This window comes from Dyadobacter soli (genome assembly GCF_900101885.1).
GTDB classification, from domain to species: domain Bacteria; phylum Bacteroidota; class Bacteroidia; order Cytophagales; family Spirosomataceae; genus Dyadobacter; species Dyadobacter soli.
This window is the reverse complement of sequence record NZ_FNAN01000004.1, coordinates 242,709-262,674: the sequence shown is the minus strand read 5'-3', so window position 1 is coordinate 262,674 and position 19,966 is coordinate 242,709. Positions and strand designations below refer to the sequence as shown.

The following is a 19,966-nucleotide window of genomic DNA, read 5'->3' as shown; positions in this document are numbered from 1 at the left end:
CTCATTTTAATGAAACGTGTTTTAATTACGGGAGCAGCAGGTTTCCTGGGTTCGCACCTCTGCGAGCGTTTTTTAAAGGAGGGAATGTACGTGATCGGGATGGACAACCTGATCACCGGCGATATGCGTAATATCGAACACCTGATGCCAAACCCGAATTTCGAGTTTTACCATCACGATGTGACCAAATATGTGCACGTACCGGGCGAGCTCGATTACATCATGCACTTCGCATCTCCCGCCAGTCCGATCGACTATCTGAAAATCCCTATCCAGACGCTCAAAGTAGGAGCAATGGGAACGCATAACCTGTTGGGATTGGCCCGTGCCAAAAAATCACGTTTCATTATCGCTTCCACTTCGGAGGTGTACGGCGACCCGCTCGTTCACCCGCAAACCGAAGATTACTGGGGCCACGTGAACCCGATCGGGCCGCGCGGCTGCTATGACGAGGCGAAACGTTACCAGGAGGCGATCACAATGGCTTACCACCGTTACCACGGCCTGGAAACGCGCATCGTACGTATCTTCAACACTTACGGGCCCCGCATGCGATTGAACGACGGACGGGTATTGCCTGCATTCATGGGTCAGGCGTTGCGCGGCGAGGACATTACCGTGTTCGGTGATGGTTCACAAACGCGCTCGTTCTGCTATGTGGATGACCTGGTAGAAGGTATTTACCGCCTGTTGCTGAGCGATTACTCGTTGCCTGTCAATATTGGGAACCCTAAGGAGATCACGATCGGCCAGTTTGCAGAAGAAATTATCAAACTGACGGGTACGGACCAGAAAGTGGTGTACAAGCCGCTTCCTCAGGACGATCCGAAACAGCGCCAGCCGGACATTTCGAAAGCGAAGGAAATCCTGGGCTGGGAACCGAAAGTAGCCCGCGAAGAAGGCCTCCGCATTACCTACGACTATTTCCGCAGCCTGCCGAAAGAGCGTTTGTACGAAGAGTCAAATCACAGAGGCTTCGAAGGTTTCAGCGCCAACAAATAACAATAATTTTGGTTTCCCCGGATTAAAGTCCGGGGCATTGGATATTTTTTCGAGAATTTCAAGCAATTGTAATCCCCTTGCCCCGGACTTCAGTCCGGGGACCTTAATCAAACAAAAAACCCGCTTTCGGCGGGTTTTTGTTTGGTTAAGGTAGGGAATCAGTCGTATTATACTTCCATGATCTCCCTTTCTTTTACGGAGAATATCTGTTCGATTTTGGCTATGAAGCTGTCTGTCAATTTCTGAACGCGGTCTTCGCTGGATTTTACCAGATCCTCGGCAACACCTTCCTTGGTCAGTTTTCTTAGCGAGTTGTTGGCGTCCTGACGAATGTTACGGACGTTGATCTTCGCAGTTTCAATTTCATTTTTCGCGCGTTTCACGAGTTCGCGGCGGCGCTCTTCATTCAATGGGGGAACAGAAATCCGGATCATGTCACCGTCGTTCGAAGGCGAGAAGCCGAGGTTACTATTGCGGATCGCCTTTTCGATGTCGTTGATGATCTTCTTCTCGAAAGGCTTGATCGCCAGCGTCCGTGCATCGGGCGTGTTAATCGTAGCCACGTTCTGGATCGGCGTCATTGAACCATAGTAATCGATCTGAAGACCTTCCAGCATTTGGGGAGATGCTTTTCCGGCGCGGATTTTACCCAATTCGATAATAAGGTGTTTGATTGCGCCGTCCATCGTATCCTTGGCGTCGTCCAGATATAATTCTATTTCTTCCATTGTTTTATAGTAAGCTGTATTGTTCTATTGATTCGAGATCAGCGTTCCGACTTCTCCACCCATTACCAGGTCGTAAAGGTTACCAGGCTTGTTCATGTCGAATACGATAATCGGGAGGTCATTTTCCTTGCACAATGTGAATGCGGTAAGGTCCATGATTTTGAGGTTTTTAGCCAAAGCCTCGTCAAATGAGAGTTGTGAGTACTTGGTAGCGGTTGGGTCTTTCTCGGGATCTGCCGTGTAAACGCCGTCCACGCGGGTTCCTTTCAATACCACTTCCGATTCCGATTCGATGGCACGGAGGCCGGCCGTCGTGTCGGTTGTGAAATAGGGGTTACCCGTTCCTGCGCCAAAGATCACCACGCGTCCTTTTTCAAGGTGGCGCACGGCGCGGCGGCGGATTAATGGCTCACAAACCTGCTCCATTTTGATGGCCGACATCAGGCGCGTGTTCATTCCGTGTTTTTCCAGCGAGCTCTGGATCGCCATCCCGTTGATCACGGTCGCGAGCATGCCCATGTGATCGCCCTGCACGCGGTCGATCCCCGATTTTTCCACGGAAGCCCCACGGAATATGTTTCCACCACCAATTACAATTGCCACCTGCACGCCGACCTCGGTAATCCTTTTGATTTCCTTGGCATAATTGTCGAGAATGTTAAAGTCAATGACCTGGGCCTTATCGCCCCCGTTGAGTGCTTCTCCGCTGAGTTTCAGTAATAAACGTTTGTATCTTGGTTCCGGCATGGTAGTGATGTGGTGTTTTGATCCGTAAAAATAAGCGGACTAAGTTCAGATTCACAAGTTTTTAGTGAAACTCCAATAATACCTGGTTTTTTTCCACAATCTGTCCCGGCGTCACTTTCAGAGTTTTAATGACCCCGCTGCCCGACGATTTGATCACGTTTTCCATCTTCATCGCCACGAGCACAAGCAGGTTGTCGCCCTTGGCAATGCTGTCGCCTTCGGCCACGGCAATGGACTGGATCAGCCCCGGCATGGGCGCTTTTACATTATTGATTTTTTGCGCGGAAACATTCTGCATGCCCATTTTTTCGAGCAAAAGATCGAGATCGTCCTTTGCCGTGGTGTGGTAATGCTGGCCATTGATGAGCAAGTGCGTCGTTTTCTCAGCCGGGTTACGGTCGACGACCTCAATATTGTAGGATTTGTTGTTCCAGATCACGTGGAAACGGTTGTTACCAAGCGCCGCAATGTCGCCATTGAAAGCATTGCCATTCATGAACCAGCCTTCTTTCCGCTGGTCTATTTCAAATGCACTGCCTTGCTCAGGCTGCTCGGCCTGCGGCTTGTTACCCACATTTACTTTCAGCATACCATTTCGGTGTAATCGTTCGCAATTTCTTTTAGGATGCTGTCGAGCTCGTCGAAGGTAGGTGCTTCCACGAGGCGCATTCTGTATGGTTTGAAGTGTTCCAGTCCTTTGAAATAATTGGTATAATGCCTTCTCATTTCAAACACACCTGCTACCGGCCCTTTCCAGCGGATCGAAAATTCGAGGTGCCTGCGGCAAACGTCCACACGCTGCTCCATGGTTGGCGGAGCCAGTTTCTCGCCGGTTTTGAGGTAATGCTTGATCTCGTTGAAGATCCACGGATTGCCGATCGTCGCGCGGCCGATCATGATGCCGTCCACGCCGTAGGTATTTTTGTATTCCAAAGCTTTCTCGGGCGTATCGATATCGCCATTACCGAAAATAGGGATGGTAATGCGCGGGTTTTCCTTCACTTTGGCAATGAGCGACCAGTCGGCAGCGCCTTTGTACATCTGTACGCGGGTACGCCCGTGAATGGACAGCGCCTTAATGCCGATATCCTGCAAACGCTCCGCTACTTCCTGGATATTTCTCGTATTGTCGTCCCAGCCGAGGCGCGTTTTTACAGTCACCGGCAAATGCGTCGATTTGATCACCGACTCGGTCATTTTGACCATTTTGGGAATGTCCTGCAACAATGCAGCGCCCGCACCGCGGCAGGCGACATTCTTCACCGGGCAGCCGTAATTGATATCGATCAGGTCGGGGTTCACGCGGGAGGCGATCTCCGCGCATGAGCCCATTGTCTCCACATCGCTACCGAACAGCTGAATGCCCACCGGCCTTTCATACTCGAAAATATCCAGTTTCTGAACGCTTTTGGCAGCATCCCGGATGAGCCCTTCCGACGACACGAATTCGGTGTACATCAAATCCGCCCCGTTTTCCTTGCATACCGCGCGGAACGGCGGATCGCTCACGTCTTCCATCGGTGCCAGCAGCAACGGAAAATCACTCAGTTCTATATTTCCAATCTTAACCATAATCCTTCAACACCGCTTCGCAGTAATATGTGCCGGAAAGGGTCTGCGGGAACGTAACCCTTTGAACGCGGCCGGTTTGCGAAGCCCTTATTTATAAATTGATAATAAACTGTAAATTTACACCAATTATGCAAAATAGTAACCCGAATCTGGTTGTTTCGCGCGTACCCGGCACCTGGGGCAGTTTATTGGTATTGGTGGGCTTCATGCTCATCGGTATGGCCGTAGGCAATGTACTGGCGGTTATGGCCCTGGCGATTTACCTCGGCGCGGACACCGAGAGCGTTACAGCGCTGCTCACCCAGCTTTTTGCAGAACCCGAAAAAATACCAAACGGATGGAATGCCCTGATGATCATGCAGGGTACCGTGCATTTCTTTTCCTATTTGCTTCCGACACTCATTTACTGGTTTTATATCGAACGCCGCAGCATTGCCGACCTGAATACCGATCGGAAACCCGCGCCGTACATCTGGGCGCTTGCATTCGTGCTGGTGCTGGCATTTATCCCGGTGAACAGCAAGTTTATCGAATGGAACCAGGCGATGGATCTGCCGGACGCATTGTCCGGCCTGGAAAAATGGATGCGCGACAAGGAGGACCAGCTCTCGGTGATGACCGAATTTCTGACGAGCTATACCAGTTTCGGGCAGCTACTGATCGCATTGTTTGTGGTAACGGTTTTGCCGGCGCTTGGCGAGGAAATTCTTTTCAGAGGGGTGATCCAGTCGAAGTTATACCTTGAATTGCGTAACATCCACGTGGCGATCTGGCTTTCGGCGGCTATTTTCAGCGCTATTCACTTCCAGTTCTACGGCTTTTTACCCCGGATGATGCTTGGTGCATTGTTCGGCTATCTGTATTATTGGACCGGCAATTTGTGGGTCGCGATCCTGGCGCACTTCGTCAATAACGGCTTTGTGCTGGTTATGATGTATTTACACAATGTGGGTCTGGTGGAGATCAATATCGAGGAGGCGAAATCGATGCCGATACTGCTCATTCTGGCTTCCCTGGTGGTGTCCACGGCCATTTTAGGTGTAGTTAAAAAGAACGGGCAAAGGGCGGGAACGAGCATCCCGCGTAACTTTTAAGATAATTTAACATTTCAGAAAATAATGGAGGAGAATTGGGCGAAGGCCTACCAGAGCGGACAGGCGATACGGGCTGAAATAGCCCGTGAAATTTTGGAACAAAACGGGATCGGAGCGGTGATTGTGAACAAACAGGATAGCAGCTACCCGATTTTCGGAAACTTTGAAGTGCATGTGCCCGCGGCCGATCTCGAAAAGGCCCAAACAATACTGACGAATGAAGCAGCGCTTGAACAACCTGAGTAATTTACAGCAAAGGACCATCACCGGGTTGGCGGGCGTATTTGTCATTATCACTTCCATAGTTTACAGTGAATGGTCGTTTTTGCTGCTTTTTTGCGCTATCAGTTCCCTCACGCAGCTCGAATTTTACAAACTGCTCGGGCTCGACGGTAACCAGCCGCTTACCTATTATGGTACCTTCTGTGGCACAGTCATGATACTTCTTGCGTATTTGATTGAACAGGACATTGTCGAGTTTGAAAACTACTTCATCATCAGCCCGCTGCTGTCGATGATCTTTTTTATCAAACTCTACAAAAAAAACGACCTGAAACCCTTTACGAACATCGGGTTTACGTTCCTGGGCATCATTTACGTGGCATTGCCCTTCGCATTGATCATCGTGATGGCGCTGCGCGGAGGGACTTACAACTACGAAATCGTGCTCGGTAGCCTGTTGCTACTCTGGGCTTCGGATATCGGAGGGTATTTTGCAGGCACGAAGTTTGGGAAAAGGAAACTGTTCGAACGCATTTCTCCCAAAAAATCCTGGGAAGGATCGATGGGCAGCGCGGTCTTTGCGGGCATTATCGCATTTGCGCTGGGGCATTATTTCCGTACCTTCGAACCCTGGAAGTGGTATTGCATCGGCGCGATTATCGTGGTGGTGGGTACTTACGGGGATCTGGTGGAGTCACTGTTCAAACGGAGCATTGCCATTAAGGATTCGGGAAGCAGTATTCCCGGCCACGGCGGCTTCCTCGACCGTTTTGACGGCCTTTTATTGTCGGCGCCATTTATTGTTACATTTTTGAAGTTATTTTCCTGAGTAAAACCGCTTTGTATAATTCACAGGGCAATGCCCGGTTACTCAGGTCGTTTGTAAAATAAGGAACGGAATTTTTACAAGCTTTTGGCAGACACCATTTGAAGGAAAATTTATCATTGTGCTAATCAAAGTTGCCGGGCTTTCCCGGGGCGTAATCTGGAAGGAATGAAACGGAGTCTTTTAATATTTTTCCTCGTGCTGGCGGGAATGTTGTGCGGAAGGGAAGCTTTTGCTCAGGGTGAAAAGAAAGCGATTATCTTCTCGGGGGTGGTCGTGGGAGGTAAATCCACCGAGCGCTTGCCGGGTGCCAGTATTTTTATCGTGAATGCAGGGCGGGGTACGCTTGCCAGGGGCGACGGTTCCTTCGATATCCCGGTTTTTCCAGGCGATAGTATCGTGTTCAGTTATGTGGGTTTTAAAAAGCAATACCACATTATACCGAGAGGCTATAACACGGATATCTACTCGGCGATCGTGGCCCTGCGCGAAGACGTCGTGACGCTCTCCGGTGTGACGATCTACCCTTATTCTACGGAAGAAGAATTTAAAAAGGCATTCCTCGCGCTCAAATTGCCCGATCAGGCCGATCGCGACGCATTGGCAAAAAGTACGGACCCGGATTATATCAACCGCCTTGCCGCGCAAGTGCCGAACAACGCGCAGACCAATTACCGCTATTCGATGGACCAGCTGATGTTCGGGCGCGAATCGGCAGCGAACAAGGGTTTTGCCACGAGTTTTCCTTTCCTGAACCCGTTTGCCTGGGCGAAGTTTATCAAATCGGTTAAAAACGGGGATTTGAAACAGAAGGATTGGAGTAAGGAGCTGAATGCGACCCCGCGTGAAAATATCACCAAGCAGGATTTCATTGCGCCGAGCGCCGCCGAACTGGAAGTTCAGAAGAAGAGAAGCAGCGATTAATTCGCTGCCGGTTCGAATCTTTTCAATACCAAATCATTCCCGTCAAATACGGCATAATGTTGCTGGGTAACCCATTCGCCAAGGTTAATGTAGCGCGAATGGGCGCTGACGTGCATATCCAGCACCAAATGCCGGTGCCCGAAAATGTAATAGTCGTGCGGTGCCGCTGCCTCCACCTCGCGGCAGTATTGGAATAACCACTCATTATCCGCGCCGAGAAACCGCTCTTCCCCCTTATTCACATTGGCCAGCCGGCTGCGCTTCGACCATTCGGAAGCGATCCACATGCCCACATCCGGGTGCACCACGCGGAAGAGCCATTGGAAAAACTTATTTTCAAATACTTTCTTCAAAAACTTGTAGGTATGGTCGCCGGGACCTAACCCGTCGCCGTGGCCTACCAGCAGTTTCTTCTGACCAGTTTGAGCGGTAATGTTAAAGCTCACCGGGTTGCGGTAAATGGGCGCGCCGAGTTCTTCGGTAAGGTAACCCGACATCCACATGTCGTGATTGCCCGTAAAAATCACCAGCTCGATCCCCTCGTCGGCCAGTTCGGCCAGTTTCCCAAGCAGACGCACGAAGCCTTTCGGTACGGCGCGGTTGTATTCAAACCAGAAATCAAAAATATCACCCACCAGGAATATTACCTGCGCATCGTGCCTGATCGATTCCAGCCAGCTAACAATGCGTTTCTCGCGCTCGCGGCTCGCGGAGGCGGTGGGAACGCCGAGATGAAAGTCCGACGCGAAGTAAATGCGGCGCCCCGGGGCAAGGGTAATGTTTTTTTGCTGGAATGAAAAACTCATGTAGATAAGGCAAATGCGCTGCAATTTACGATGTTCGCGGAAAATGCCTGCACTGATGTGTCGTTTAACCACTAACTCAAATAATGTCAGGCAGTTCTGCCAAATGCGTAAATTGAATATAGTATTCACCCCATTCAATTTAGCACATGAGAAAGATAGCGAACAGAATTGCCGGCCTTGCGCTGGTGCTGGCCGGGACCTCGGGAATGTCTGTGGCACAGGTGAGGATCAACGATCCGGGCAGGGTAGTGGAGCGACAAGCCGAGAACCGGGCGAACCGTAAAATCGATCAGGCGGTTGACAAGGGTTTTGATTCGTTGGAGGAAGGGATTGGGAATATTTTTAAAAAGAAAGATAAAAAAGCCGCGGAAACACCTGCCAAAACCGGAGCGCAAGGAAACGCCGGCGGTAGCGGTGCCCAAACGGAAGGGCCCGGAAATGGTGCGGCTGGCGAAAGCGCGGGGGCGAAGCCCGGAAAAGCCACGCTTAAATCTTACAGCAAATTCGATTTCATTCCAGGGGCGAAGATTGTAGCGGTAGAAGACTTCGCGCAGGACGCAGTGGGCGATTTTCCGGCCAAATGGAATACAAATTCTTCGGGAGAAGTTGTGACGATCGAAGGTACCGAAGGAAAATGGCTGATGCTGGGACCTGAAGGCGTTTTTTACCCTGAGTTTGTAACCGCATTGCCGGAGAATTTCACGCTCGAATTCAGGCTGGCGACCACTTCGGAATTTAGTTTTTACACAGGCTTTTTGAGAACGATAATCGCGGAGGTAGGGACACCTGCGAAGGAATTTACCAATTGGAAATGGTACGACGGGGGCAAGAAGAATGGTGTCGAGATGGGCCTGCATCCCAAAGACGCAGGTGGTAGCCAAGGCATTGCGTCGTTCAATGTATTTGGCGAAGACGGCGGCTCTTTGATGAAAAACGAAAAGAGTTTTCCTGCATTCCACGTGCCGGAGCACAATGTCGTGAAGGTTTCGGTGTGGCGGCAGAAAACCCGGCTGCGCTTGTATGTTGACGATTTCAAGGTTTGGGACCTGCCGAGGGCGTTCGATGCTGCCCGCAAATACAATTTCATCGCATTCTCCAACCACGGCTATCACGAGCAAGCCAACCGCTATTTCATTTCCGATCTCCGGCTCGCGGTGGGTGCGCCGGACACGCGCAGCAAGCTGGTAACGGAAGGGAAATTCTCGACCACCGGCATTCATTTCGATGTGAACTCGGCGACGATCAAGCCGGAATCCTATGGTACATTGAAGGAAATCGCGGCGGTACTAACCGAAAATAGTACCGTGAAAGTTAAAATTATCGGGCATACCGATTCCGATGGCGACGATGCGGCGAACCTGGCATTATCGAAAAAACGCTCGGAAGCGGTGCGGGCGGCGCTCTCGGCCGACTTCGGCATCGATGGCTCGCGCATGGAAACAGACGGTAAAGGAGAAACGGAACCTGCGGCAGCCAACACCACGCCGGAAGGCAAAGCGGGCAACCGGCGGGTCGAGTTTGTTAAATTGTAGCGATGGTATGGTTTTTCAGCAGGCTCTTTCTAGCTTGCAACCATTTTAAAGAACCCGTGCAATGAAACGATACCTAGCCATTTTCGCCCTTTCGGCATGCCTCTTGGGCGCCGCCTTGTCTGCATCCGCACAAGCCCCGAAAAAGATACCCGCCGACAAGCAGCGCGCCCTGCTTTGGAAGCCCGAGGAAGGGCAATATTATTTCAGCCACGCATTGGTTTTTGATTACCAGAACAAGTCCGACAAGACCGAGGGTACGCTGAAAGTGCATTTGGACCCCGTTACCGGCGCCATGTGTTTTGTGAAGGAAACGAGTTTTGGACAAGGCGGCAAGTCGTTCGATTTTGTGATCGGTTTTCCGGATGGGAAATACATTTTCTGCGGGACGGACGAAGACGGTAAAAAAGTGAGGGTCAATGAAACGGTGAAAGAATTCAAGCCGGATGTCGATACCAAAAAGCAGCAGCAGGACGATTTCAAAACCTACGTTGTTCCCACGGAGAACAAAAGGGAGGAATTTGGCCTTACCAGCACCGAGTATGACCTGACCTACGCCACCTCCGGCAGTCAGGAAAAAATATGGCTTACGAAAACCCCATTCAGCGTGTACCCTATCTACGGCCTCGAGTTCGTGGAAAGCGCCGTAAGCCTGCCGGTTTCATTCGATTATATGAACCTGTTGCCGTCGGACCTGCTGCTTTCGGAGATTAACTCGAAGGACGTGGTTTTGAAGCTGAAAGCCTTCGGGAAAGACCCTTACACGGCGAATGCGAAGGGGTATGCGGTGTTGAAGGTGAATGATTAAGACGCTTTTGAGCGCCTTGTCACGCTGAGCGGAGTCGAAGCGTATGCGCGATGTTCGCGGTACGGACTGTCTTCGACTCCGCTCAGACTGACAATTATGCATTCTCTGTCGAAACTTCATTCGGAACCGCGGCTTCGGTCGGCGCCGCTTCGGTAGCCTGCGCCCGTTCTGCCATAACTTCGCTCAGAGGGCGCATATTGGCCGGAATTTCAGGCTCCTTGTCCTCGTCTGCGGAGTATGGGAATACGTCGAGGATCGGCGTAAGGTTAATGTCCGTCACTTCGTAGGGGATCAGGAAGTTGCGCATGCTTTCGTTGATCCGGTCGAGGGCCTGCTGGATGCCTTCGGAATTGACCAGCATATAGTTGACGATTTTCTTCTCTTTGCCGCTTTTTTCGTCCACGGAGAAATAAATGACCTTTGCTTTAAACCACTGCTCGCCGTCTTCGTAGGCAAAAAGATCCGCCAGGCGCATTCTGCTGATGGCGGTTACACTAAAATCGCTGGCGTCCGTCACGATCTGCTTGTACAGCCTCGCTTCCGACTCGGTGTATGAAACCGCATCCACCAGATACGTCTCATTGATCGTTTTCAACCTTCCTGCTTCATCTTCTTTTTGATACCGAATTTTTCCTAAATACCAGCTGGCCATTGTTCGTGTCGATTGGGTGAAAATTTGAGTCTGCAAATGTAGATGCTGGCTCGAAAGCACGCAAAAAAATAACTCCTTAAACTAATAATCGCTGCCCTTGGTATGCGTTCTGATACCTACTGTTTAACTTGCGTAAAATACATTGTAATGAAAAAACACATTTGGATGGCCGTAATCGTACTTGTTGCGGCTGTAATGACAAGCTGCGGCGTGAGTCGCCAGGTTTCGGAAGCGAAGGTTTTTGGTGATTGTAAATATGATATCGCATCGGTCGATAGCGTCTACCTCGCCGGTATCGATGTCCGTGAATTCCGGAATCTCAGAAGTTTCAACGATTTCGACCTGGCCAAATATCCTGGTCTGGCAATGGGTTTGCTGAGAAAAAATGTGCCCCTGAACCTCCGTGTGAATGTGGATATTACCAACCCGACCCGCAAACGCGCCGCGATAAACCAATTGGAATACAAAGTATTGCTTACCGAAAGCGAGATATTCAATGGCTACCTGAGCCAGCTGATCGAAGTACTGCCGGGTACCACGCCAACACGTGTGCCCGTGAGCCTGCAAACGAATGCGTACCAGCTGCTTTCGAACGATCAAACGCGTGACCAGTTCATTAACATGATCCTCGCGCTAACGGGCAAGTCTGATGCGAAACCTTCGAAATTCGTCGTAAAAGTCCGTCCGACATTGGATATCGCTGGGAAGCAGGTCAATTACCCCGGTTACATTACTTTTGAAAAGCAAATCACCAGCCAGATGATCACCGGTGCGCGGTAACCTGGTTCAGTTAGTCCCCTAATACCACCGTGTTTTGAAGCTATTTCTAGAAGATCCTCATTTGTTTGAGTATTACAGCGTCGTCGTAGCATTGCTGCTGCTGTTCGGAGCTACGTTCTTAATTGAAAAAATGAAAAGTATGCGGCAATGGCTCGGTATCGGGCTCATCGCGCTTCCGGTTATTTACTTCTTCATGCTCCTCGACGCACACCTCGTCAACATTCCCTACACCGACGATTTTAACCTGCTCGAAACCGTTCAAAAGCTGCGCAATGCCGATAGCTTTCCGAACATGCTCAAAGCGCTCTTCGAACAGGTAAACCAGCACCGGTTCGGCTTCGAGCGCATTGTAATGCTCATTATGTTCCTGCTTACGGGCACGGTGAATATCAAAACGCAGATCATCATCGGGGATCTTTTCATGCTCGGAATAGCTTACCTGCTTTACCTGGGCCTGAAAAAGGAGCGCATTACCTGGTATTGGTTCATCCCGGTTCCGTACATACTTTTCAACTTGGTTTATTTTGAAAACGCCTATTGGGGAATAGCAGCGTTGCAAAACACGCCCCTCATCTTCTTTGCGATGCTCACCGCCTACGGCTTGGCGCGCGAAGACGATAAGGGCTTCCGGATCGCGCTCATCGCCGCATTGCTGACCACCTTTACCAGTGGAAGCGGATTGCTGGCGTGGATCGTCGGAATGGTCATGCTGGCGTTGCAAAAGCGCGTCAAAAACCTGCTATGGTGGATCGTCGGCAGCGCGGCCGTGCTGCTTTTCTATTTCTTTTTCGACTACCAGTTCATCAGCTCGCAGGGCGAAAAAGTGTGGAACCACCCGGTTTTCAATGCGATCTTCGTGATGGCTTTCTGGGGCAATGCATTGTACCTCGACGTCCGGCACCCGCTCGTGCCGGTATTGCATCAGGACCTCATCGCTTGCGTGTTCCTGGGGGCCGGGCTTGCATTGGTATTTGCAATTTGGGCAGGAAGGATATTCCTCACCCGCAAGCCCACCTTCTCCGACTGGCTGCTGCTGGGCGCGATGATGTTCGTGATGGGTACGGGCGCAATGTTCGTTATCAGCCGTCCGATCAACAACTACGTCATGTACGGCGGTACCGTGTTTTCGAGGCGGTATATGATATTCGGGGTGGTGCTGGTGGCGGTTTGCTATGTTTGTGTGGTGGTGTTTTTGAAGAATTTCAAACGGTGGAACAACCTGGTAGCGATCATCGCAATGCTGTTTTTTCTGGGGTTGAACTTCGTAAGCTACTTCACCTCCATTGTTTCCATCAGAAGGCTGCACGACGAACTGGTGATCGATAGCTACTTCTGGAAAAACTACAAGACATTTCTCACCGTTGGGGATGTATTCACCGATATTCCGTTCTGGAACCATCCCACGCGCATGCGCGACCTTATCATCGGCCTCGAATCGGACGGCATCACGGATTTCTACCAATATTACGACATGCCTGCCCAGGAAGATCTGATCCGCAAGACAGCTACCGGAAAGCCGTTTATCGGCACTTTCGGTGCCAAATTTCAATACAGAAATAGCGTGAACAACCTGCCCGACAAGTACTTCCGGTTTTTTGTCACACCTGAAAAACCGCAAGAGGAGACTTTTTACATTGTCCTCGAATCGCCACGGCATAATATCGTGCTCCCGGCCATTCCGCAACCGAATAGTGTTTCCGATTTCTTGCAAAAAGCCTCATATTACAGTAACAATTACGAGTACTCGCTTTACAAACCCAAGCTTCCCGAGGGAAAATACCGGGCGTGGATAATGTCCCGCAATGACTCCCGGCAATGGGAGTCGGCTGGTACCGGAAAGCAGGTACTCTTTTACTAAGCCTGAACGGCGCCCTCATTTATGCAAATACTTACCTATAACCTGAACGGCATCCGTGCCGCATTAAAAAACGGCCTGCTGGAATGGCTGCAAACCACGCCTGCCGATATTCTTTGTTTCCAGGAAGTGAAGGCCACACCCGACGTGGTCGACCTCTCGGGCCTCCGGGCGCTGGGTTATGAACTCGCGGGATGGCATGCGGCCGAGAAAAAGGGGTACAGCGGCGTAGCTATTTTTTCCAAAATCAAACCCGATAATGTGGTAGCCGGCTGCGGTATTCCGGCTTATGATTCGGAAGGCCGTGTACTGAGGGCCGACTTTGGTGACATTACCGTGCTCAACTGCTATTTCCCGTCGGGTACCAGCGGCGACGTACGCCAGGGCGTAAAAATGCGCTTCCTGGCCGATTTTTATATTTGGGTAAATGAATTGCGGAAAGAGCGCCCGAACCTGGTCATCTGCGGCGACTATAATATCGCGCACACAGAAATCGACATTCACGATCCGGTACGGAACCAGAAATCGTCCGGTTTCCTTCCCGAAGAGCGCGCCTGGATGACCGAATGGTTCGCCAACGGCTACACCGACGCCTTCCGTTTCATGAACCCGACATTGCGCCAATACTCCTGGTGGACCTACCGCGCCGGCGCCCGCGGCAATAACAAGGGCTGGCGTATCGACTACATTTCCGTCTCCGAACCCCTCAAACCCCGAATCCTCGCCAGCCGGCAATACAATGATGCCGTCCATTCGGACCACTGTCCGGTGTGGTTGGAAATTCAATGATGCATCTGGGGAAATGGGTGTTTTAATGCAGGTGATAATTGTTTATTTTTGGTAGAAGCGAAAACTCAATGACCTATGGATACCGAGATGCTGACGACTTTTAGAACGGTTAGGCCGATGAGCGATGAAGAATTCTTTGAGTTCTGCCAAATCAATGACACACTAGAGTTCGAAAGGGACTCGCATGGAAACATTATTCTTATGTCACCAACTGGGACTTTTACAGGTAATTTTCATCCGCACGTACTGGCGGCCTTGTATAACTGGAATGCGGAATCCGGGTTAGGCGAAGTATTTGATTCTGCCGCAGGCTTCACATTACCCAATAGTGCTGTCAGAGCTCCTGACATGTCTTGGGTTGAAAAGGAGCGATGGGCAAGGGTAGCGTCTGATAAAAAGAAAGATCGCTTCGTTGCGATATGTCCCGATTTTGTGGTGGAAGTACGATCTGATTCGGACGGATTGAAATACCTCATTAGCAAAATGAAGGAGTACATTGATAATGGTACGAGACTTGGTTGGCTTATCGACCGGTTAGACAAAAAGGTTCGAATATTCCGCTCGGATGGGTCGGTTGAAACCGTCGAGATAAATGCAGTTCTATCCGGGGAGGATGTGCTACCAGGTTTTACGCTCAATTTGAGTAAATGGGTCAGTTAAGTACTGACCTTCATTAATTTACATTATTTTGTTCCAATACTTCCTCATCTACAAGCCATTCAACATGCTCTCGCAATTCTCCCGCGAGGGCGATCATCAGACGCTGGCCGATCTCGATTTTACATTTGCCAAAGACATTTACCCCGTCGGCCGGCTTGATGCCGATAGCGAAGGGCTTTTGCTGCTGACGAATGACAATTTCCTTAAAACAAAACTGCTCGAACCGCGCAACCGGCACACGCGTACGTATTACGTGCAGGTGGAAGGCGAGGTGACGGATGAGGCTTGCCGGCAGCTGTCAAGCGGCGTGGCGATTTCCATCAATGGAAAACAATACAAAACACTCCCTGCCGAGGTCTCCAAAATAGAAGAACCGGCATTACCGGAGCGCAACCCGCCGATCCGTTTCCGGCAGCATATCCCTACTTCGTGGCTGTCGGTTACATTGCATGAAGGGAAGAACCGGCAGGTGCGGCGAATGACGGCGGCGGTCGGTTTCCCGACACTCCGGCTGGTGCGGTGGTCTATCGGAAAAATTTCATTAGCGGATAAGAAAATAAAATTTCCTAAACCAGGGGACGTATGGGAAGTTACACCGAAAGAGGCTAAACTTTTTTATGAAAGGACCTTTTGACGACGGTATAAATCATTTGCCCTGACTTGCCAAACCGGAGAGAAGGCTTAATTTTGTACAAATCCTTGTTCTTAAAAATTAGGCTGATAATTGGCAAAGGCACACAAAGAAACTCCGCTTAATAAACAATACAATCAGATCAAAGCCCAATATCCCGGAGCACTGCTGCTGTTTCGGGTTGGTGACTTTTATGAGACTTTCGGAGAGGATGCGGTAAGGGCTTCCAAGATCCTGGGCATCGTGCTCACGCGCCGGAACAACGGCGGCGCGCACGAGGAACTGGCCGGTTTTCCACACCACTCGCTGGACAACTACCTGCCTAAGCTTGTTCGCGCAGGCGAGCGCGTGGCGATTTGCGACCAGCTCGAAGATCCAGCAACGGCAAAGGGCATTGTGAAACGCGGCGTAACCGAACTGGTAACACCGGGCGTGTCGTTCAACGACAATGTGCTCGACATCCGCAAGAACAATTACCTGGCGGCGGTGCATAATGGCGCGGACGGACTCTACGGAATCGCTTTCCTCGATATTTCGACGGGTGAATTCATGGCTTCGCAGGGTAATGCGGCTTACATCGATAAAATGCTGCAAGGCTTCGGCCCGGCCGAGGTGCTGTATTGCAAGAAGTTCAAACAGGAATTCAACGAGCTCTTCGGAGGCAAATACCATACTTTTCACCTGGAAGACTGGTGCTTCGGCTATGATTATGGCTACGAGCAACTTACCGGGCATTTTCAGACTACTACTTTAAAAGGTTACGGCATCGAATCGCTTCCGCTGGGTATTATCGCGGCGGGTGTGATTTTGCATTACCTCCGCGAAACGGAGCATAAGGAAGTGGCGCATATCAGCCGCATTACGCGGTTGGAAGAAGAGAAATACGTGTGGCTCGATCGTTTCACGGTCCGGAACCTGGAACTCGTGTATGCGCAGCAGGAAGGCGGGGTGCCGCTGATCGACATTCTCGATCATACGGTGACGCCTATGGGTGCGAGGCAGTTACGGAAATGGATGGTGCTGCCGTTGAAAGACAAGACGCCAGTAGAAGAGCGTCTCGCCACGGTAGAGCATTTCCTCGCGAAAGAAGAACTCCACGAGTCGCTGGTAGGGTATTTCAAACAGATCGGCGACCTGGAACGACTGATTTCCAAAGTGGCGGTACGGCGTATCAATCCGCGGGAATTGGTTCAGCTTAAAAAATCACTCAAACAGATCGCACCCGTAAAAGCATTGCTGGCGGGCGGCATTCTGGACAAGTTTGCCGCGCAACTGGACGCGTGCGAGGCGCTGGTTGATAAAATCGAACGGGAGCTCCGCGAGGATGCGCCGGTACTCTCCAACCAGGGCCGGATGATCCAAAGCGGCGTGGACAGTGAACTGGACGAACTGCATGCCATTTCTTACGAGGGTAAGGATTATCTGATCAAACTTCAAAACCGCGAAATTGAACGGACGGGCATTGGCTCACTCAAAATCGCCTATAACAAGGTTTTCGGCTACTACCTCGAAGTTACCCACGCACATCAGAACAAGGTTCCGTCCGACTGGATCCGGAAGCAGACGCTGGTGAATGCGGAACGATATATTACCCCGGAGCTCAAAGAATACGAGGAAAAAATCCTGAATGCGGAGGACCGGATCTCGGCGATCGAGTTCAGGCTATTTAGTGAAATTGTGCAAACGGCTGCCGAATATGTAGCTGCCATCCAGCAAAATGCATTGGTGATCTCGGCGCTCGATGTGCTGAGCTCGTTTGCATTGGCTGCCCGGAAAAACAAATATGTGAAACCGGTGATCAGCGAAGGTAATGAGCTGGATATCAAAGAAGGACGCCACCCGGTAATCGAACAGCAGTTGCCCGTGGGCGAAAGCTACGTACCGAACGATGTCTACCTCGACGACGCGAGCCAGCAGATCATCATCATCACCGGTCCGAACATGGCCGGTAAATCCGCATTGCTCCGGCAGACCGCATTGATTGTGCTCATGGCGCAAATGGGTAGTTTCGTGCCGGCAAAATCGGCGACGATCGGGCTGGTGGACAAGGTTTTCACCAGGGTAGGAGCGAGCGATAACCTCAGCAAAGGGGAAAGTACGTTCATGGTCGAAATGACCGAAACGGCCAGTATCCTCAACAACCTGAGCAGCAAGAGCCTCGTGCTGATGGACGAGATCGGTCGTGGGACGAGTACTTACGACGGTGTTTCCATTGCCTGGGCCATTACCGAATACCTGCATAGCCAATCCAATTGCCGTCCCAAAACGCTTTTTGCAACGCATTACCACGAACTGAACCAGCTGGCCGAGGACTTCCCGCGCATCAAAAACTTCAATGTAGCCGTAAAGGAAGTGGATAACAAGGTGGTCTTCCTCCGGAAACTGAAACCTGGCGGCAGCGCGCACAGCTTCGGTATCCACGTGGCGCAGATCGCCGGCATGCCGCAGCCGATCGTGCTCCGTGCCAGCGAGATCATGCACCATCTGGAAAAAGACCACGTAGCGCATGAGCACAAAAAGCGCGTGAAAGACATTCCGAAAAACAACTTCCAGCTCAGCATTTTCGAACCGGCCGACCCCAAGCTCGACGAACTGAAAGAAAAGCTGCTGCTCGTAGACGTAAACACACTATCTCCCATCGAAGCATTGCTGAAACTGAATGAGTTCCAGAAGCTCGTCAAGAAATAATCTATGTTTAATATAATACCAATCAATTCCCTATAACCGCTAACCTAGTTTATGAAAAACTCCACCCGCTTTCAGTTGATGGCCATGATGTTCCTGCTCTATTTTGTGTGGGGAGCATGGTACGGGCAAATGAGTAAGTATATGTTTACAGAATTGGGCGCAACGGGCGTCCAGGTGGGAAATGCTTATGCCGCATTCTCCATTGCGATGATCATCGCGCCATTTTTCGTGGGGATGATCGCCGATCGTTACTTCGCGGCGCAGAAAGTGCTGGGCGTGCTAAGCCTCGCAGGCGCGGCGATTTTGTATGTCCTGTCGGAAGTGAAAGACCCCGACACGTTCTTCTGGGTGATATTGGCCTATTGCATCACTTTTGCACCCGCCATGTCGCTCACGACGTCCATTGCCATGCAGCAGGTTACCAACTCTGAAAAAGACTTTCCGGCCATCCGTGTAATGGGAACTGTGGCGTGGATCGCGGTGACGAACATTATCGGATACTACGAAATCGGTGGTACTGCATTGATTTTCAAGATTTCGATGTTCACCGCGGCATTCCTGGGTGTTTATTCTTTCTTTTTGCCTGATACCCCTCCAAAACCAACCTCACACACATCGGTTTCCGATATTTTGGGTTTGGATGCATTCAAATTATTCAAAGACCGCTCTTTCGCGATCTTCTTCATTTCTTCCCTGCTGATCTGTATCCCGCTGTCGTTCTACTACGCCATGGCCAACCCATCGCTGACGGATTCGGGTATGACCAACGTTGAGAATAAAATGTCGCTCGGCCAGGCTTCCGAAGTGGTGTTTATGCTTTTGATTCCGCTCGCATTTGCCCGTTTCGGCGTGAAATGGATGCTGGTGGTAGGACTTGTGGCGTGGATCATCCGCTTCATCGGTTTCGGTTACGGCGACGCTTCCAGCGAATGGCTGCTTTACCTCGCAATCGTTCTGCATGGTGTTTGCTATGACTTTTTCTTCGTTACCGGCCAGATTTACACGGATAGCAAAGCTGGTGAGCAATACCGCTCGTCTGCGCAAGGCCTGATCTCCATCGCTACCTACGGTATCGGAATGGGTATCGGTTCATGGATCGCCGGTGTGGTAGCAGATATGTACACGGTCGACAATGTGAAAAACTGGACGTCCATCTGGATGGTACCTGCGGGCATTGCGGCGGTGGTTTTGGTACTTTTCGTGTTGTTCTTCCGGGATAACAAGGTTAAGGCAACCGCATGAAATCCTTCCTGACCATCGGCCTTCTGATATTGTCCAATGCCTTCATGACAATGGCATGGTACGGGCATTTGAAATTCAAGGAGCTGGGTTGGTTTAGCAAACTGGGGCTGTTCTCCATCATCCTTATCAGCTGGGGAATAGCCCTGTTTGAATATTGTTTTCAGGTTCCCGCCAACCGCATCGGCTTCAAAGAGAATGGAGGCCCGTTTTCGCTGGTGGAACTGAAAGTTATCCAGGAAGTGATCACACTGGTCATATTCACCGTTTTCACCCTGGTGTTTTTCAAAACGGAGACATTCCGGTGGAACCATCTCGTCGGGTTCGTCTTTCTCGTCCTGGCGGTTTACTTCATATTCAGGAAATGAAAAAAGCCTGCAAGTTGATCACTTGCAGGCTTTTTTTATGATGTAA

General features: G+C 50.7%; 21 protein-coding genes. 15 read left to right on the top strand and 6 right to left on the bottom strand.

Annotated features, from left to right (window positions below):
• The first annotated feature begins 9 nt into the window (after positions 1-9).
• Entirely contained in the window at positions 10-1,002 is a 993-nt protein-coding gene (locus BLQ88_RS07715) for a UDP-glucuronic acid decarboxylase family protein (protein WP_090148173.1), read from the top strand.
• A gap of 167 nt (positions 1,003-1,169) precedes the next feature.
• On the opposite strand, the gene frr is transcribed toward BLQ88_RS07715, so the two are convergent.
• The 4 genes from frr to dusB all read right to left on the bottom strand — a co-directional run bounded on the left by frr (position 1,170) and on the right by dusB (position 4,049).
• Positions 1,170-1,730 carry a ribosome recycling factor gene (gene frr / locus BLQ88_RS07710; protein WP_090148172.1) on the bottom strand — a complete coding sequence of 187 codons (561 nt, stop codon included), beginning with the start codon at positions 1,728-1,730 and terminating at the stop codon, positions 1,170-1,172.
• 24 nt (positions 1,731-1,754) lie between these two features.
• Positions 1,755-2,477 (bottom strand): UMP kinase, encoded by a 723-nt coding sequence (pyrH, locus tag BLQ88_RS07705; protein WP_090148170.1) that lies wholly within the window; start codon positions 2,475-2,477, stop codon positions 1,755-1,757.
• A 61-nt stretch (positions 2,478-2,538) separates the two neighbouring features.
• Positions 2,539-3,066 (bottom strand): acyl-CoA carboxylase biotin carboxyl carrier protein subunit, encoded by a 528-nt coding sequence (locus BLQ88_RS07700; RefSeq protein WP_090148169.1) that lies wholly within the window; start codon positions 3,064-3,066, stop codon positions 2,539-2,541.
• A complete protein-coding gene (gene dusB / locus BLQ88_RS07695; protein ID WP_090148167.1) occupies positions 3,060-4,049 on the bottom strand; it encodes a tRNA dihydrouridine synthase DusB in 990 nt (329 codons plus the stop codon). Before dusB ends, BLQ88_RS07700 begins: the two co-directional genes overlap by 7 nt.
• Before the next feature lie 128 nt (positions 4,050-4,177).
• Here dusB and BLQ88_RS07690 point away from each other — a divergent pair, with 128 nt between their 5' ends.
• The 4 genes from BLQ88_RS07690 (at position 4,178) to BLQ88_RS07675 (ending at position 7,115) form a co-directional block, all read left to right on the top strand.
• Complete coding sequence (locus BLQ88_RS07690) at positions 4,178-5,143, top strand: CPBP family intramembrane glutamic endopeptidase (protein WP_090148166.1); 966 nt, start codon at positions 4,178-4,180, stop codon at positions 5,141-5,143.
• Positions 5,144-5,167: 24 nt separating this feature from the next.
• On the top strand, positions 5,168-5,389 hold the full coding sequence (locus BLQ88_RS07685; RefSeq protein WP_090148164.1) for a putative signal transducing protein: 222 nt from the start codon (positions 5,168-5,170) through the stop codon (positions 5,387-5,389).
• A complete protein-coding gene (locus BLQ88_RS07680) occupies positions 5,361-6,194 on the top strand; it encodes a phosphatidate cytidylyltransferase (RefSeq protein WP_090148162.1) in 834 nt (277 codons plus the stop codon). The genes BLQ88_RS07685 and BLQ88_RS07680 overlap by 29 nt, the downstream gene beginning before the upstream one ends.
• Positions 6,195-6,359: 165 nt before the next feature.
• Positions 6,360-7,115, top strand: a complete 756-nt coding sequence (locus BLQ88_RS07675) for a carboxypeptidase-like regulatory domain-containing protein (RefSeq protein ID WP_090148161.1) — start codon at positions 6,360-6,362, stop codon at positions 7,113-7,115.
• Here the strand turns inward: BLQ88_RS07675 and BLQ88_RS07670 are convergent.
• Complete coding sequence (locus tag BLQ88_RS07670; RefSeq protein ID WP_090148159.1) at positions 7,112-7,921, bottom strand: UDP-2,3-diacylglucosamine diphosphatase; 810 nt, start codon at positions 7,919-7,921, stop codon at positions 7,112-7,114. The two genes, BLQ88_RS07675 and BLQ88_RS07670, sit on opposite strands and share 4 nt — an antisense overlap.
• Before the next feature lie 146 nt (positions 7,922-8,067).
• On the opposite strand from BLQ88_RS07670, the gene BLQ88_RS07665 reads away from it, so the two are divergent.
• Together BLQ88_RS07665 and BLQ88_RS07660 are read left to right on the top strand one after the other, a co-directional pair.
• The gene (locus tag BLQ88_RS07665; protein ID WP_090148157.1) at positions 8,068-9,453 is read left to right on the top strand and encodes an OmpA family protein; all 1,386 of its coding nucleotides are present in this window, start codon (positions 8,068-8,070) and stop codon (positions 9,451-9,453) included.
• Positions 9,454-9,514: 61 nt separating this feature from the next.
• Positions 9,515-10,258 carry a hypothetical protein gene (locus BLQ88_RS07660; protein WP_090148156.1) on the top strand — a complete coding sequence of 248 codons (744 nt, stop codon included), beginning with the start codon at positions 9,515-9,517 and terminating at the stop codon, positions 10,256-10,258.
• Positions 10,259-10,352: 94 nt separating this feature from the next.
• Here BLQ88_RS07660 and BLQ88_RS07655 read toward each other — a convergent pair whose 3' ends face one another.
• Positions 10,353-10,910 carry a DUF4494 domain-containing protein gene (locus BLQ88_RS07655; protein WP_090148154.1) on the bottom strand — a complete coding sequence of 186 codons (558 nt, stop codon included), beginning with the start codon at positions 10,908-10,910 and terminating at the stop codon, positions 10,353-10,355.
• 147 nt (positions 10,911-11,057) lie between these two features.
• On the opposite strand from BLQ88_RS07655, the gene BLQ88_RS07650 reads away from it, so the two are divergent.
• From BLQ88_RS07650 to BLQ88_RS07615, 8 genes are all read left to right on the top strand, one after another.
• Positions 11,058-11,690, top strand: coding sequence for a hypothetical protein (locus BLQ88_RS07650; protein ID WP_090148153.1), 633 nt, complete (start codon positions 11,058-11,060; stop codon positions 11,688-11,690).
• A 34-nt stretch (positions 11,691-11,724) separates the two neighbouring features.
• Positions 11,725-13,548, top strand: a complete 1,824-nt coding sequence (locus BLQ88_RS07645) for a hypothetical protein (RefSeq protein ID WP_229212614.1) — start codon at positions 11,725-11,727, stop codon at positions 13,546-13,548.
• 21 nt (positions 13,549-13,569) lie between these two features.
• On the top strand, positions 13,570-14,334 hold the full coding sequence (locus tag BLQ88_RS07640) for an exodeoxyribonuclease III (protein ID WP_090148152.1): 765 nt from the start codon (positions 13,570-13,572) through the stop codon (positions 14,332-14,334).
• 75 nt (positions 14,335-14,409) lie between these two features.
• Positions 14,410-14,994, top strand: a complete 585-nt coding sequence (locus tag BLQ88_RS07635; RefSeq protein ID WP_090148151.1) for a Uma2 family endonuclease — start codon at positions 14,410-14,412, stop codon at positions 14,992-14,994.
• A 28-nt stretch (positions 14,995-15,022) separates the two neighbouring features.
• A complete protein-coding gene (locus BLQ88_RS07630; protein ID WP_090148149.1) occupies positions 15,023-15,628 on the top strand; it encodes a pseudouridine synthase in 606 nt (201 codons plus the stop codon).
• Between the two features lie 90 nt (positions 15,629-15,718).
• Complete coding sequence (gene mutS, locus BLQ88_RS07625) at positions 15,719-18,313, top strand: DNA mismatch repair protein MutS (RefSeq protein ID WP_090148148.1); 2,595 nt, start codon at positions 15,719-15,721, stop codon at positions 18,311-18,313.
• Positions 18,314-18,364: 51 nt separating this feature from the next.
• Positions 18,365-19,555, top strand: a complete 1,191-nt coding sequence (locus tag BLQ88_RS07620; protein WP_090148146.1) for an MFS transporter — start codon at positions 18,365-18,367, stop codon at positions 19,553-19,555.
• A complete protein-coding gene (locus tag BLQ88_RS07615; protein ID WP_090148144.1) occupies positions 19,552-19,920 on the top strand; it encodes a DMT family protein in 369 nt (122 codons plus the stop codon). The genes BLQ88_RS07620 and BLQ88_RS07615 overlap by 4 nt, the downstream gene beginning before the upstream one ends.
• Positions 19,921-19,966: the final 46 nt, after the last annotated feature.